The organism is Secundilactobacillus malefermentans (genome assembly GCF_008033155.1).
In the GTDB taxonomy this organism is placed as follows: domain Bacteria; phylum Bacillota; class Bacilli; order Lactobacillales; family Lactobacillaceae; genus Secundilactobacillus; species Secundilactobacillus malefermentans.
In genome coordinates this window covers 1,811,876-1,825,347 of record NZ_CP042371.1, presented here as the reverse complement: position 1 = coordinate 1,825,347, position 13,472 = coordinate 1,811,876, and the positions used below count along the sequence as shown (strand labels likewise).

Sequence of the window (13,472 nt, the reverse complement as noted above, 5' to 3'; positions counted from 1 at the left end):
TTATCCTTTTTCTCTTCCATAGGCAATATACGATGCCCCAAGATACACAATGGCGAATAAATAAGCATATTTTGGATAGAACAACCAATTTCCAACCATATAAATTAGTGGCCAAACAAACAGCCATAACCATGAATGCGGCAAAGGTTTGATGATATTTCCAATCACAATTGACCAAAGACAATTAATCACGATAAAGATTAAGCCAAATCGCCATGCTTTATCTATCCCCACCCATTTTATGAAGAAAGGAAAAATAATTCCTAATAGTAAATCGATACAGATTAATCCTTGCCAACGATATTTATCAAGTAAGTTATGCATATTAGTCACTCAATTCCTGTTGATTGTAATTGTGCTTATTTTAGCATTTTTATTAGTAATAATACATTATTTGCGGATAAATTAGGAATTCAATTCAATTATTGTTGAAACAGCCGCTAAAAAGTAAAGAGGGGCAGTTTCGGTTCTTAAAATTCGCGGACCTAGGCCAACCTTGATCCCATTATAATTTTCTAGAAGTTGAATTTCAGCGGGCGAAATTCCCCCTTCTGGTCCGACAACCACGGCTAAATTATCACCTGACTTTACTTCGCCTAATTGATGACACAGTTCAGATTTTTCACCCTGCTTGGCAGCCTCTTCATACGCAACGAGTAATCTCCCGCTAAATGAGGTAATAATATTTTCTAAACTTTTTTCATATTTAATTGTCGGAATTTTTAACCGATGAGATTGTTCGGATGCCCCAGCGGCAATTTTTTGGAGCCGTTCCAGCTTTTTATCTATCCGATTTCCCTTCCACTGCGCAACAGACCAATCTGCTGCAAAAAAGATCACCTCAGATACGCCCATCTCCGTCGTCTTTTGCACAATCCAATCCGCTTTATCCTGTTTAGGAAGCCCCATAATTAAGGTTACATTAACCGGTATTTCGCTTTTTGAATCCAAATTTTCAACAAGTTTAACGGTCGTTTTCTCATCCGTACTTGTTTGGAGTTGTCCTAAAAATAGATTGCCATTTAAATCAACAAATTCTGCGTGATCACCCGGCGTTGCACGCATGACTTTCACCCAATGGCGAGAAATATCCGAATTTAGGTCGACTGATGCTCCCAACTGAGCGGATTGTTTTAAAAAATAGTGCTGCATTAATCATCAACTCCCGGTTTTCGAGCAATAATGCCATACCAATCGCCCATTTTTAGTGTTTGTAAAATGATAAATCCCTGCTTTTCTTGCGCTACCTTAACTTCATCGAACTTTTTATTAATGATGCCAGAAGTAAGAAATAAGCCATTTTCCGGAAGAAGGTTCCACGCTTGGGGGATTAACGGCAAAATAATTTCTGCCAAAATATTTGCAACAATAATTTGCGCACCTTCAGTAATGCCATTCAGTAAGTCGTTAGCAACAACCTCCACATCTCCAGCAACTGGATTTAAATCAAGATTACTTTGTGCAGACTTTACCGCAACGTCATCTAAGTCAAACGCTCTTATTTGACCAACACCTAATTGCTTGGCTCCGATGCTCAATACACCAGAACCGGTCCCGACATCAATCATTGATTCCCCACCACGAATGACCTGTTCCAAAGATATTAAGGAAAGCTTGGTTGTTGGGTGAGTACCTGTGCCAAATGCCATCCCTGGATCTAGCACAATTAGCTTTTCATCATCCGTTTGCGGCTTGTAGCTTTCCCAACTAGGAACAACTGTTAAAAAGCGGGTCACACGAACTGGATGATAATACTTTTTCCACGCAGTCGCCCAATCGCTCTCAGCAACCTCACTGGTTTTAACGGTATAATCACCGGGGTTTAACCCAAACTCGTTTAACTGGGAAATTCTCTGATTGATTGTTGGCAATATTTCAGGAATAAAAATGGTTTCTGGATAATAGGCGGTCACTTTAGCGCCAGATTCAATGTGCTGTAAACTCGCTACTTCAACATAATCTCCCAAGTGACCTAGTGGACCATCGTGCAAATTCTCAAAATCCTTTGCATCGTCAATTTTGATTCCAGAAGCGCCCTCGTCCATTAGTATATTAGAAACGGCTTCTACAACTTCGCTCGTTGTTGTGACATCAATTTCAGTCCACTTCATCAATAAATCCTCCACTCAAAAAATTTTATAATAAAAGCGCATCCGCTTTAAGGATACGCTTCTTAGTTGTTATCTTCTCGGTTTTCCAAATGTGGCTCTAAATACTCAAGTAAATCATTCTCGTTTTTAAATACTCGAGGATGCTTTTGTTTGTGTAATCGTAGGTCAATTTCATTAATACGTTGGCGACCTGTCCATGTATGCGAATATCTGACAATCACGCGATTATTAAATGCATCCTTGCCAAACTTCAACACATAAACACTTTCAGGTGCCATCAATGGTCGAATGTATGATTTTTGATAGTTAAAGCCCTGATCCTGTAAATACTCTTTTGTTCGGTTCAGCATGGAAAACACCTCCTAATTGATGTTGTCATTTCGTCTAATTACTCAGAATCACGTAAATACTATACAAATAAATAATTCTAATGAATTCTGTCCGTAAAGTCAACTACTAATTATTCATCTTCCTCGTCAGTTTGGAGTACCGCCATAAAGGCCTCCTGTGGGATATCCACCGTACCGACAGATTTCATTCGCTTCTTCCCACGCTTTTGCTTTTCAAGCAACTTAGCACGTCGATCCGGATCACCAGTATGAATCTTTGAGGTAACATCCTTCCGATAGGCCTTAATTGTTGTTCGAGCAATAATTTTTGCCCCAATTGCAGCCTGTACCGGAATTTCAAAGTTTTGCCTTGGAATAATTTTCTTAAGCTTGCTGGCAATCTCTCGACCACGTTTCTCCGCAAATTCTCTATGCGAAATGAAACTAAGGGCATCCACTTTATCACTATTTAATAAAATATCGATTTTAACAAGATCACTTGGCTCGTAGTCCGCTATTTCATAATCTAGCGAAGCGTACCCTCTCGTACTTGACTTAAGTTTATCAAAGAAATCATAAATAATCTCGGATAACGGCATTTTATAAATCACATTTACGCGATAATCATCCAGGTAGTCCATTGTTTGGAACTGTCCCCGTTTATGCTGACAAAGTTCCATGACGGCCCCTACATATTCATTGGGAACCATGATAGAAGCTTTTACATAGGGCTCTTCGATTGTCTTAATTGCAGAAACCTCTGGCATTTCAGAGGGATTTTCAACCATAAGAACGGTATCATCTGTTTGATTAACCCGATAGGTAACGGATGGTGCTGTTGTAATTAAATCTAGGTTGAATTCTCGCTCCAATCGTTCTTGGACAACATCCATGTGTAACATTCCCAAAAAGCCACATCGGAAACCAAATCCCAAAGCCTGTGATGATTCTGGTTCATATTCAAGTGCTGCATCGTTTAACTTTAGTTTTTCTAGTGCCTCTCGTAAATCGTTAAATTTTGCATTATCAGAAGGATATAAACCAGCGTAAACCATAGGAGCCATCTCTCGATAACCTGGGAGTGCTTTGTCGGCTGGATCTTTTGCGTTCGTCACGGTGTCTCCAACCCGTGTATCCGTTATGTCCTTAATACTAGCGGTCAAGTAGCCAACATCCCCTGCCATCAAATAATCACGCTTAATTGGCTTAGGTGAGTTAACCCCAACCTCGGTTACTTCATAAGTTGTATTAGAGTTCATTAAAGTAATCCGGTCGCCGGGCTGAACGGTGCCTTCAAAAACACGCACGCTCAAGACAACGCCCCGATATTCATCATAAACAGAATCAAAAATTAACGCCTGGAGTGGTGCATTCAAATCGCCAGTTGGTGCTGGTACTTTTTGAACAATTTGCTCCAACATTTCTTCAATCCCAATACCATTTTTGGCACTTGTTAAAACGGCATCTTCAGCATCGATCCCAATAACATCTTCAATTTCTTTTCGAACCTTTTCTGGTTCTGCAGAAGGTAAATCAATTTTGTTAATGATTGGAATAATTTCAAGATTGTCATCCAATGCTAAATAAACGTTCGCAAGGGTCTGTGCTTCAACACCCTGTGCAGCATCAACCACCAAGATTGCACCCTCACATGCTGCTAAACTTCTTGAAACCTCATACGAAAAGTCCACATGACCCGGTGTGTCAATTAAATGAAATTCGTAAGTGTGGCCATCTTTCGCATGATACTGTAATTCCACGGCATTCAATTTAATCGTAATCCCGCGTTCTCGCTCTAGATCCATATTATCTAACAATTGATCTTTCATATCTCGCTTAGCGACAGTATCCGTCATTTCCAAAATTCGGTCTGCCAATGTCGATTTACCATGATCAATATGCGCAACAATGGAAAAATTACGGATTAATTTTTGATGTTCCGCCATTTGTTTAAGATCCATTATTTGATTCCTACTTTCTCTCGCTCTGTTTCATATCTAATCAATTATAACAACGTATGCCATATTTAACAACGATTGAAGCTGGACAAAAATAAAAAGGCGTTGCCGACAACTTAATGTCGACAACCGCCTTTAGTCATCGTTAAATGCGTCTTTTACTTTGTCAAAAAAATTGCCTTTACCATTCCCGGCAACTTCTTCGCCACTGGCCTTTGCCAATTGTCTTAATGCATCACGTTGTTCCTTCGAAAGATTCTTTGGCGTCTTAATATTGACAGTGACTCGCTGATCACCATTTCCGGTTCCCCGCAACTTAGGAGCACCTTTTCCCTTTAAACGGAAAGTTGTTCCAGATTGTGTTCCAGCAGGCACCTTAAGTTCAACATCTCCATGAACCGTCTTCACCTGAACCTTGTCCCCAAGAGCGGCTTGTGAAAAGCTAATGGCTTGATCGAAGTAAATATCAGCGCCATCACGCTTAAAGTCTTTACTTGGCTGAACCTGGAAAATAATAAATAAGTCTCCGTAAGGGCCACTATTAGTTCCAGCTTCGCCCTGTCCTTGTAACCGCATTTGTTGGCCATCATCAACACCGGCAGGAATCTTAACTTCAACTTCATGACGTTGTTCTACATGACCGCTACCTGCACAGGTAGGGCACTTTTCTTTAATTTCTTTACCTGTTCCTTGGCAAACTGGACAAACCTGTTGGCTTCGCATTCTACCAAGCGGTGTGTTTGTTTCAGTTGAAACATAGCCACTTCCACCACAATTATGACAGGTAACCGGCGAGGTCCCTGGTTTTGCGCCACTCCCATTACAAGTGTCACATTGAGCTTCTCGGGTATACGTAATCTTGGTTTCTTTACCAAAAATAGCTTCTTCAAATTTCAGCGTCATTTGGTACTGTAAGTCGCGACCCGGTTGTGGCGCATTGGGGTTTCGTTGCGAACGGCCGCCACCTCCGCCACCAAAGAATTGACTAAAGATGTCATCAAAACCGCCACCTCCGCCAAAGCCACCAAAGTCGCTACCTGAAAATCCGCCACCGTTACCACCAAAGCCACCAGCTGCACCGTCAGCAGAACCATATTGGTCATAGTTTGCTCGTTTTTGATCGTCACTAAGCACTTCATAAGCTTCTGTAATCGTCTTAAACTTTTCTTCCGCACCAGGTTCTTTATTTATATCAGGATGGTACTTTTTGGATAACTTTCGATAGGCCTTTCTTATGTCGTCTTTACTGGCATCACGGTCAATGCCCAGTGTTTCATAATAATCTTTCTCAGCCATTGTTTTCCTCCCAGAATCAATTCAATTCAAGTTTAATAGGTCGTTTTTGTGAATTTAGCATATCATAATGACGCCCAATTAAAAAGCCAAAGCCCAAATGAGCTCTGGCTTTCACAACAATAATATCTAATTACTTGTTGTCGTCATGAACTTCAGAGAAGTCACCGTCAACAGTATTATCATCGTTACCCTTGTCAGCAGATCCGCTATCCTTAGTATCTTTTGCATCGGAGGCTTGTTCTTGTTGTTGAGCTTGTTGATATAACTTAACTGAAAGGTCTTGAACAATCTTGTTCAAATCATCCTTCTTGGTCTTCATATCTTCTAAGTTATTATCTTCTTGTGCCTTCTTCAAGTCGTCACGAGCAGCTTCTGCCTTTTTAATTTCATCGTCAGAAACCTTACCCTTAACTTCCTTCAATGTCTTATCAACAGTGAAGAGGAGTTGATCAACTTCATTCTTTAAGTCGACTTCGTCCTTACGTTTCTTATCGGCATCCGCGTTTTCTTGAGCTTCTTTCATCATCTTGTCGATTTCTTCATCCGACAAGCCAGAATCACTCTTGATGGTAATCTTTTGTTCCTTACCAGTTCCCTTATCCTTAGCAGATACGTTAACAATCCCATTTTTATCAATATCAAAGGTAACTTCGATTTGAGGAACGCCACGTGGTGCTGCTGGAATGTCGGCTAATTGAAAATTACCAAGTGTCTTGTTATCGGCTGCCATTGGACGTTCACCTTGTAACACATGAATATCAACAGCGGGTTGGTTATCTGCAGCTGTAGAGAACACTTGTGACTTGCTAGTTGGAATTGTCGTGTTTCGATCAATCAACTTAGTGAAGACACCACCCATGGTTTCAATACCAAGTGATAATGGCGTAACGTCAAGTAAAACAACGTCCTTAACATCACCAGTTAGGACACCACCTTGAACAGCAGCACCTAAAGCGACCGCTTCATCGGGGTTAATTGAATGGTTAGGTTCTTTACCAGTCCATTTCTTTACTGATTCTTGGACAGCTGGAATACGAGTTGAACCTCCATTTAAGATAACAACATCTAAGTCACTAGCTGAGATGCCAGCATCCTTCAATGCATTTTCAACTGGGATACGGGTCTTTTCAACTAAATCAGAAGTCAATTCGTTAAATTTAGCTTGGGTTAATGTTTCTTCCAAATGAATAGGTCCATTTTCACCAGCAGAAATGAAAGGCAAACTGATTTGGGTTTGTGCCATACCAGAAACATCCTTCTTGGCCTTTTCTGCAGCTTCCTTTAAACGTTGCATTGCCATCTTATCTTTTGATAAATCGATGCCATTTGCTTGTTTAAATTGGGCAACTAACCAATCCATTACCTTTTGGTCAAAGTCGTCTCCACCAAGATGAGTATCTCCATTAGTTGAGAGAACTTCAAACACACCGTCACCTAAATCAAGAACGGAAACATCAAAAGTACCGCCACCCAAGTCATAAACTAAGATTTTTTCATCGGTATCTTGCTTGTCCAAACCGTATGCAAGAGATGCAGCGGTAGGTTCGTTAATAATTCGTTTAACGTCTAATCCGGCAATCTTACCAGCATCTTTAGTTGCTTGACGTTGGGCATCGTCAAAATAAGCTGGAACTGTAATAACAGCTTGAGAAACCGTGTCACCAAGGTATTCTTCAGCGTAGCTCTTCAAATGTTGAAGAATAATTGCTGAAATTTGTTGTGGTGTGTATTTCTTGCCATCAACATCAACAGTGTAGTTTCCATCACCCATGTGGCTCTTGATTGAAACGATGGTATTAGGATTAGTGATAGCCTGTCGTTTAGCAACTTCACCAACTTGTGGTTCGCCGTCTTTAAATGCAACAACTGATGGCGTTGTACGAGCGCCTTCAGGATTTGTGATAATTTTTGGTTCGTTTCCTTCCAAAACAGCAACTGCTGAGTTAGTTGTTCCTAAATCAATTCCAATAATTTTATTACTTGCCATTGTTCATTTACCCTCTTCATAATTTTTTATTTATTGTGCCACAGCAACCATTGCTGGTCTCAATACTCGGTCCTTCAATTTATAGCCCTTTTGTAAAACCTGTGCAACGTGGTCTGCGGGAACTTCGTCCGTAGCCGGAACTGTCTGAACAGCTTGATGTAATTGAGGATCGAACTTAACGCCAGTTGCCTCAATCTCTTCAATCCCATTCTTAGTTAATGCCTCATTTAAGTGTTGAAGAACAAGTTCAATTCCCTTTTTAAGGGCCTGATTTTGGTCATCATCCACCTTACTATCCAAGGCACGCTCAATGTTATCAACAACTGGTAACAGATCATGAGCAAGCTGCTGTCCATCATATTTGAGTAAGGCAGCACGTTCTTTTGCATTACGCGCTTGGATATTTTTAATTTCTGCTTCAGCTCGAAGATATCGGTCCTCAAGACCAGAAACCTTATCTTCTAACTCTGTAATCTTTGATTCTTCTTTTTCTTCAACCGTATTTTGGTCATCTACAGTCGTTGCTTCTTTTTCACCAGAAGTATCCGTTATTTCATCTTTTGGTACTTCTTGGTCTTTTAACTCTTCTTCAGATTTTTTATCTTCTGCAGCCACACAATAACCTCCTCTTATTCGTCAAAATGACGATAATATTCAATTAATTTGCTTGCTAACTCGTTTCTAAATGCACCTATTAGACCAATCATTTTTGAATAAGGCATTCTAGTTGGCCCCAATAGTGCGATGATTCCTTTACCATGTGCATCAACATCATACGTTGCCGTGATTAAACTGTAGTTTTTAAGCAAGTCGCTATTGGAAATTTCATCGCCAATTTTAACTTGAATTTGGTTAGACGGCTCACCCAAAACTTCAGCAATATCATCTGTATGATCCATTAATGAATAGATTGATCTTAAAGTGTCGATGTCAGTCTGCTCAGAAAAATCGAGCACATTCATTCGACCACCAACATAAAAGCGTTCCTGAGAAGCACGAGTTAAAACATCCCCAAAGATTCTAAGAAATCCCTCTGGTTTTTGCATATAACGGGTTACCTCCGCTGGAATCTGAAGCTTTAACTTTTCAACCACATCTTCCAAAGGAAGCCCAACCAGTTGATCATTAATAATTCTAACGACCGCTTCAAGTTGCTCACTTGTTACATTATGAGTCACACTGAACGTCTGGTTCTCAACATCCCCATTGTCAGTCACTAGAATTGCCATGACCTGTCGATTCCCTAATGGTACTAATCGAAAACCGCTAAGTCGACTATTCTTTAACTCTGGTTTTAACGTAAACGTTGTGTAAGATGTAAGATCAGATAAAATTGTCGCCGATTGTGCCACAATTTCATCAATCTTCTGAAAGTCACCACCCAGCGACGTTTTAATCAAATCAACATCGTTATCTTTTACAACGTCTGGTCTAACCAAATGGTCGACATAATATCGATAGCCTCTCATCGAAGGAATTCTTCCAGACGATGAATGCGTTTTTCGAATTAAATCGACTGATTCTAAAACTGCCATTTCATTTCGAATTGTTGCTGAACTGATGTGTACTGGTAATTGTTCAACCAGTGCTTTCGATCCAACTGGAACACCGTTGTTGGTATAATCTCTAACAATCGCCCTCAAAATCATTTCTTGTCTATCCGTTAACATGATATCACCTCTTTTAGCACTCGATTAACATAAGTGCTAAGACACATATACAATGTAGCAAACGCGAAATAGAAAGTCAAGAATATACATGACTTTTTTGGCAATCTCTATTATTGAGTGCTAATTTTTAAAAAATTCCCGTGTTTTTTCTTCATCTGCATTAAGTTGAGTGACAAGTGCATCTGCACCAGAAAACTTAACTTCTCCTCTGAGCCTCGTGAACCATTCAATTGCCACGTTTTCACCGTATAGGTTACCTGTGAAATCTAGTAGGTAAATTTCGACGGTCACTGGACGGCCTTCTCCAAAGGTCACATTTCTACCAATTGACGCCATTCCATTAACCCATTTGTCCCCAACCTTAACCCTCGTTGTATAAATACCAATTCCAGGAAGCCACTGATCCTCGGGGTGATTGATATTGATTGTCGGAAATCCAATCGTTCTCCCCCTAGCAAATCCGTGAACGACAACGCCCTTTGTCTGGAACGTATAGCCTAGTAGAAGATTTACTTTGGCTAAGTCACCTTCATCTAAAGCATCCCTGATTCGGCTTGAACTGACCTTGTCCCCAGTTTGTTCTCTTTCACCAACCGTGATGACCTTAAATCGGTTCTGAGCATATTCAGCCAAGTGAGCCATGTCTGCATCGGAATCCTTTGCACCATAAGTATGATCAAATCCAGCAACGACAGTCGTCGGATGCAAGGCACAAATATACTGATCCACAAACTGTTGAGGTGAAAGTGCTGAGAAACTTCCAGTAAAGTTAACCAAATAGACTAAATTGACGCCAAATTCTTCTAGCAAAGCGAGCCGCCGTTCTTGAGGCGTAATATATTTTGTGTCCTCAGGCATTAGTCGTCTGTAAACAACCTCTGGATGATGGTCGTAGGTTAAAACCGCCAATTTGACGCCTAATTTATCTGCTTCTTTCTTAGCAGCTTTAATAACTTCCTGATGTCCTTTATGGACCCCATCAAAAAAGCCCATTGCCAAAACAACTGGACCTTCATCAATTAAATTTAAATTTAGCGGGTGATGAATGTTAATGACTTTCAAGTCAACTGCCTCCTACCAAGTAATATTGTTTATTGTGTACTAAACATTTTAAGTGGCTTATATTGTGTTTTATTTTCCATCAATTGATACAAACATTTTATTTCCCCATTAAAGCTCAAAGCAACAACTGGTTCCGTCGTGTCTATTTCTTCAGAATACAGCCAGACACCATGCTTAACAGCGTCCCAGAGCTCATCAGTTAGTGGCACTTCGGGATATTTAGCAAGTGCGCGCTTAATCGGATACAGCCATGAATAGTCGGTGTTCTCTTCGTCAACCGCATCCTTTATTTCATCTAGGGTTACCGTTTCTTTAACGTCAAAACCACCACTTGAAATTCTGCTTAAATCCGACATAACTGCTGGAACTCCAAGTTGTTTGCCTAGATCAACTGCCAAGGTTCTAATGTAGGTTCCTTTTGAACATCGCACCTCAAAATGAACTTCTTGATGCCCAGTTTCCTTATCAAACTTAGTCGTTCCTAATTGCGTAAAGGCATAAATCATAATTTTTCGTTCTGGTCGCTTAACCTCTTTGCCAGCACGTGCATATTGATAAAGTTTTCTACCATCAACTTTTACCGCAGAATACATCGGCGGAATTTGAATAATTTCGCCAGTCAGCATCGCCATAGCAGATGCTAATTGATCATCATTAAACGGCTCCGGTAATTTTCTTTCTTCAACAACATCTCCATCTAGGTCTTCCGTTGTCGTCGAAAATCCCAAGGTAATCGTGCCTCTGTATGTTTTTCCAAAGGTCATCAAGTAGTCGACCACTTTTGTCGCACTACCCACACAAATTGGTAAAACGCCATCTACATTTGGATCAAGTGTGCCTGAATGCCCAATTTTTTTGGTGTGTAGAATTCTTCTTAATTGATTGACACAGTCATGACTTGTCATGCCACGTTCTTTATAAAGTGGGATTATTCCGTTCATAGATTTCATTCCTTAATTAGTAGATACGATAATCGTTTAATTATATCATATCAAATTTAAAATTTGACTCAAAAACTGACTAACATTAGTGGTGAATCATAATTCGACGGAATTATGATTCACCACTTTTATATTCTGTTAAAGTGGAAATGAAGTTGACATGTCGAATTGCTTTTTGGCGCACCTTACGGTGACGTCGTAACAAAAAACGGCAACTTCATCCGGTTCACCAATGAGCTCGCTCGAAGTCTGTTGGCTATTAAAGTCGTGTATTGAAAATTGAGATGAGTGAATCGATGAATACAACTTTTATGTAGGTGGTGTTTGATGATGCTTGATATGGAAATCATATTTGGTATTGATGTCAGTAAACATAGTTCAAACGTAGCCATTTTGATTGATGGCAGGACGTTTAAAGAATTTAAAATAACCAATAACCGACCAGGTTACAAAATACTTGATGATGCGCTTAACAGTTTTAGATCGCCGAAGGTAATTTTTGAATCTTCTGGCATCTATTCCCGAAGTATACGGTCCTTTCTTCAAAGGGAAAATTGGAATTATACGGAAATTAACCCATTAGCAGCAAAAAAAGACATGGATGGGTTTAGGCATAATAAAAATGATCGGTTAGATGCCGTTTCATTAGCAATGGCAATGGCACAACATCATTATCAGTCGACCTTTAAGGAAAAAGCTGTGTATGGCGAGCTTCACGACTTGGAGCGAACCTATCAAGAATTCAACGAAGATATTGTACGAGCTAAAAATCGATTACATCAAAAGTTGCAGCTTACTTTCCCAGAGGTGGAACAATTTATAAGCACGACCGATGGTGCATTGTATTGGCACGTCGTGCAACAATTTCCACATGCCAGCCTTGTATTAGCAATCGAATTACCAGCGTTAGCCCAATTCATTTTAAAGGCTACACCAAAAAACATGAGTGAGAAGCGTGCATTCGCTCTAGCTAGGCATCTTCATGATTTGGCAAGTCAATCTGCCCCCGCAGTTGATTACAACGCTCACGCAGTTCACTCCGTTATTTATCTAGCTAACGAGGTTGAACACTTAAGCGGACTTAAGGCAGATATTATTGAGGAAATGACTAAGATTTCAAGCTTACTTGCCGAAATCCCAATCTTAGAATCAATTCCGGGATTCGGTATTAAAACAGCAGTTTGTCTCTTAGCTGAGTTAGGTGATATTAGCCGATTTCATAGCTCCAATGCCATTAATGCATACGTTGGAATTGATTTGATCCAGTATCAATCTGGGGATTTCGAGATGATGCAGCATATTCGAAAGCGCGGTAATCCATATGCAAGAAAAATATTATTTAAAGCTGTCTTAAACATGATGAGTGTCGCCAAATATCATCCATCGAATATCAGTATTTTTTATCAACGCAAAAAGCAATCTTCTAGTGAATCACACACTAAGAAGATTGCCATAGCTGCGATGGGACGTCTGATTAGGACCATCTACCACCTAATTAAAAATAATGAATTATATGATTCAGCACAATTCTCACCAGAGAAATAAATCATAATTCATTCACACACAATTATAACACCTCAAAAAATCAATAACACCAGAGGTGCTATTTATCATACATTTATTCGGTAATACAATCTATAAAACACGGGAAAAAATCTTAAAGTACTGCTCAAAAAAAAGAGAACCCCATAAAATAGAGGTTTCTCTTGACTAATCGTAGAAAAAAGCATCCTCAATTTTGAGGATGCTTCAAAATTATAATTTAGGATCATCACGATGAAGCTTATTGAGCAATTCATCGATATGACTTCCGTACTGAACAGATTCATCACGTTCAAACTTAAGCTCCGGTGATTTAAAAATGTTCAACCGGGAACTTAATTCACTTCGAATTAAGCCCGTTGCTTTATCTAAGCCTTCCGCCGTTTTTTCAGCAGAAGATGCCTTGTCAGAAAGAATACTGTAGTAAATGGTTGCCTGTTGTAAATCTCCAGTAACGTCTACCCCAGTAATTGTCACACCTTCTACCCGCGGATCACGAACCCGTTTGAGTAAGATATCAGTAACTTCTTTTTGAATTTCTTGAGTTAGTCGACCTAATCGGTAATGTGCCATTTT

General features: G+C 39.8%; 13 protein-coding genes. 1 reads left to right on the top strand and 12 read right to left on the bottom strand.

The genetic code is table 11. The features are described from left to right. From FGL90_RS08965 to truB, 11 genes are all read right to left on the bottom strand, one after another. The gene (locus tag FGL90_RS08965; RefSeq protein WP_147657751.1) at positions 1-324 is read right to left on the bottom strand and encodes a hypothetical protein; all 324 of its coding nucleotides are present in this window, start codon (positions 322-324) and stop codon (positions 1-3) included. Between the two features lie 81 nt (positions 325-405). Further along, positions 406-1,152 carry a 16S rRNA (uracil(1498)-N(3))-methyltransferase gene (locus tag FGL90_RS08960; protein ID WP_147657749.1) on the bottom strand — a complete coding sequence of 249 codons (747 nt, stop codon included), beginning with the start codon at positions 1,150-1,152 and terminating at the stop codon, positions 406-408. After that, entirely contained in the window at positions 1,152-2,111 is a 960-nt protein-coding gene (prmA, locus tag FGL90_RS08955) for a 50S ribosomal protein L11 methyltransferase (protein WP_147657747.1), read from the bottom strand. Before prmA ends, FGL90_RS08960 begins: the two co-directional genes overlap by 1 nt. A 62-nt stretch (positions 2,112-2,173) precedes the next feature. Next, positions 2,174-2,461 (bottom strand): hypothetical protein, encoded by a 288-nt coding sequence (locus FGL90_RS08950; protein WP_147657745.1) that lies wholly within the window; start codon positions 2,459-2,461, stop codon positions 2,174-2,176. Positions 2,462-2,571: 110 nt separating this feature from the next. Then, positions 2,572-4,401, bottom strand: coding sequence for a translation elongation factor 4 (lepA, locus tag FGL90_RS08945; protein ID WP_010619729.1), 1,830 nt, complete (start codon positions 4,399-4,401; stop codon positions 2,572-2,574). Positions 4,402-4,533: 132 nt separating this feature from the next. Continuing rightward, positions 4,534-5,694: a molecular chaperone DnaJ gene (gene dnaJ, locus FGL90_RS08940; protein ID WP_010619728.1), complete on the bottom strand. Its 1,161-nt coding sequence runs from the start codon at positions 5,692-5,694 to the stop codon at positions 4,534-4,536. A 130-nt stretch (positions 5,695-5,824) separates the two neighbouring features. Then, a complete protein-coding gene (gene dnaK, locus FGL90_RS08935; protein WP_010619727.1) occupies positions 5,825-7,681 on the bottom strand; it encodes a molecular chaperone DnaK in 1,857 nt (618 codons plus the stop codon). Positions 7,682-7,711: 30 nt separating this feature from the next. Continuing rightward, a complete protein-coding gene (grpE, locus tag FGL90_RS08930; protein ID WP_010619726.1) occupies positions 7,712-8,296 on the bottom strand; it encodes a nucleotide exchange factor GrpE in 585 nt (194 codons plus the stop codon). A 14-nt stretch (positions 8,297-8,310) separates the two neighbouring features. Further along, positions 8,311-9,351 (bottom strand): heat-inducible transcriptional repressor HrcA, encoded by a 1,041-nt coding sequence (gene hrcA, locus FGL90_RS08925; protein WP_147657743.1) that lies wholly within the window; start codon positions 9,349-9,351, stop codon positions 8,311-8,313. 120 nt (positions 9,352-9,471) lie between these two features. After that, positions 9,472-10,413, bottom strand: a complete 942-nt coding sequence (gene ribF, locus FGL90_RS08920; RefSeq protein ID WP_010619724.1) for a riboflavin biosynthesis protein RibF — start codon at positions 10,411-10,413, stop codon at positions 9,472-9,474. Between the two features lie 29 nt (positions 10,414-10,442). After that, on the bottom strand, positions 10,443-11,354 hold the full coding sequence (truB, locus tag FGL90_RS08915) for a tRNA pseudouridine(55) synthase TruB (RefSeq protein WP_010619723.1): 912 nt from the start codon (positions 11,352-11,354) through the stop codon (positions 10,443-10,445). Positions 11,355-11,681: 327 nt separating this feature from the next. On the opposite strand from truB, the gene FGL90_RS08910 reads away from it, so the two are divergent. Further along, positions 11,682-12,899 (top strand): IS110 family RNA-guided transposase, encoded by a 1,218-nt coding sequence (locus FGL90_RS08910; protein ID WP_147656464.1) that lies wholly within the window; start codon positions 11,682-11,684, stop codon positions 12,897-12,899. 210 nt (positions 12,900-13,109) lie between these two features. Here FGL90_RS08910 and rbfA read toward each other — a convergent pair whose 3' ends face one another. Beyond that, positions 13,110-13,469 (bottom strand): 30S ribosome-binding factor RbfA, encoded by a 360-nt coding sequence (gene rbfA, locus FGL90_RS08905; RefSeq protein ID WP_010619722.1) that lies wholly within the window; start codon positions 13,467-13,469, stop codon positions 13,110-13,112. Positions 13,470-13,472 lie beyond the last annotated feature (3 nt).

Bases quoted from the DNA above. Each gene is read 5' to 3' on its own strand.
- rbfA (WP_010619722.1), bottom strand. From the start codon at position 13,469: ATGGCACATTACCGATTAGGTCGACTAACTCAAGAAATTCAAAAAGAA.
- truB (WP_010619723.1), bottom strand. From the start codon at position 11,354: ATGAACGGAATAATCCCACTTTATAAAGAACGTGGCATGACAAGTCAT.
- dnaK (WP_010619727.1), bottom strand. From the start codon at position 7,681: ATGGCAAGTAATAAAATTATTGGAATTGATTTAGGAACAACTAACTCA.
- FGL90_RS08950 (WP_147657745.1), bottom strand. From the start codon at position 2,461: ATGCTGAACCGAACAAAAGAGTATTTACAGGATCAGGGCTTTAACTAT.
- dnaJ (WP_010619728.1), bottom strand. From the start codon at position 5,694: ATGGCTGAGAAAGATTATTATGAAACACTGGGCATTGACCGTGATGCC.
- lepA (WP_010619729.1), bottom strand. From the start codon at position 4,401: ATGGATCTTAAACAAATGGCGGAACATCAAAAATTAATCCGTAATTTT.
- FGL90_RS08960 (WP_147657749.1), bottom strand. From the start codon at position 1,152: ATGCAGCACTATTTTTTAAAACAATCCGCTCAGTTGGGAGCATCAGTC.
- FGL90_RS08910 (WP_147656464.1), top strand. From the start codon at position 11,682: ATGATGCTTGATATGGAAATCATATTTGGTATTGATGTCAGTAAACAT.
- hrcA (WP_147657743.1), bottom strand. From the start codon at position 9,351: ATGTTAACGGATAGACAAGAAATGATTTTGAGGGCGATTGTTAGAGAT.
- FGL90_RS08965 (WP_147657751.1), bottom strand. From the start codon at position 324: ATGCATAACTTACTTGATAAATATCGTTGGCAAGGATTAATCTGTATC.
- prmA (WP_147657747.1), bottom strand. From the start codon at position 2,111: ATGAAGTGGACTGAAATTGATGTCACAACAACGAGCGAAGTTGTAGAA.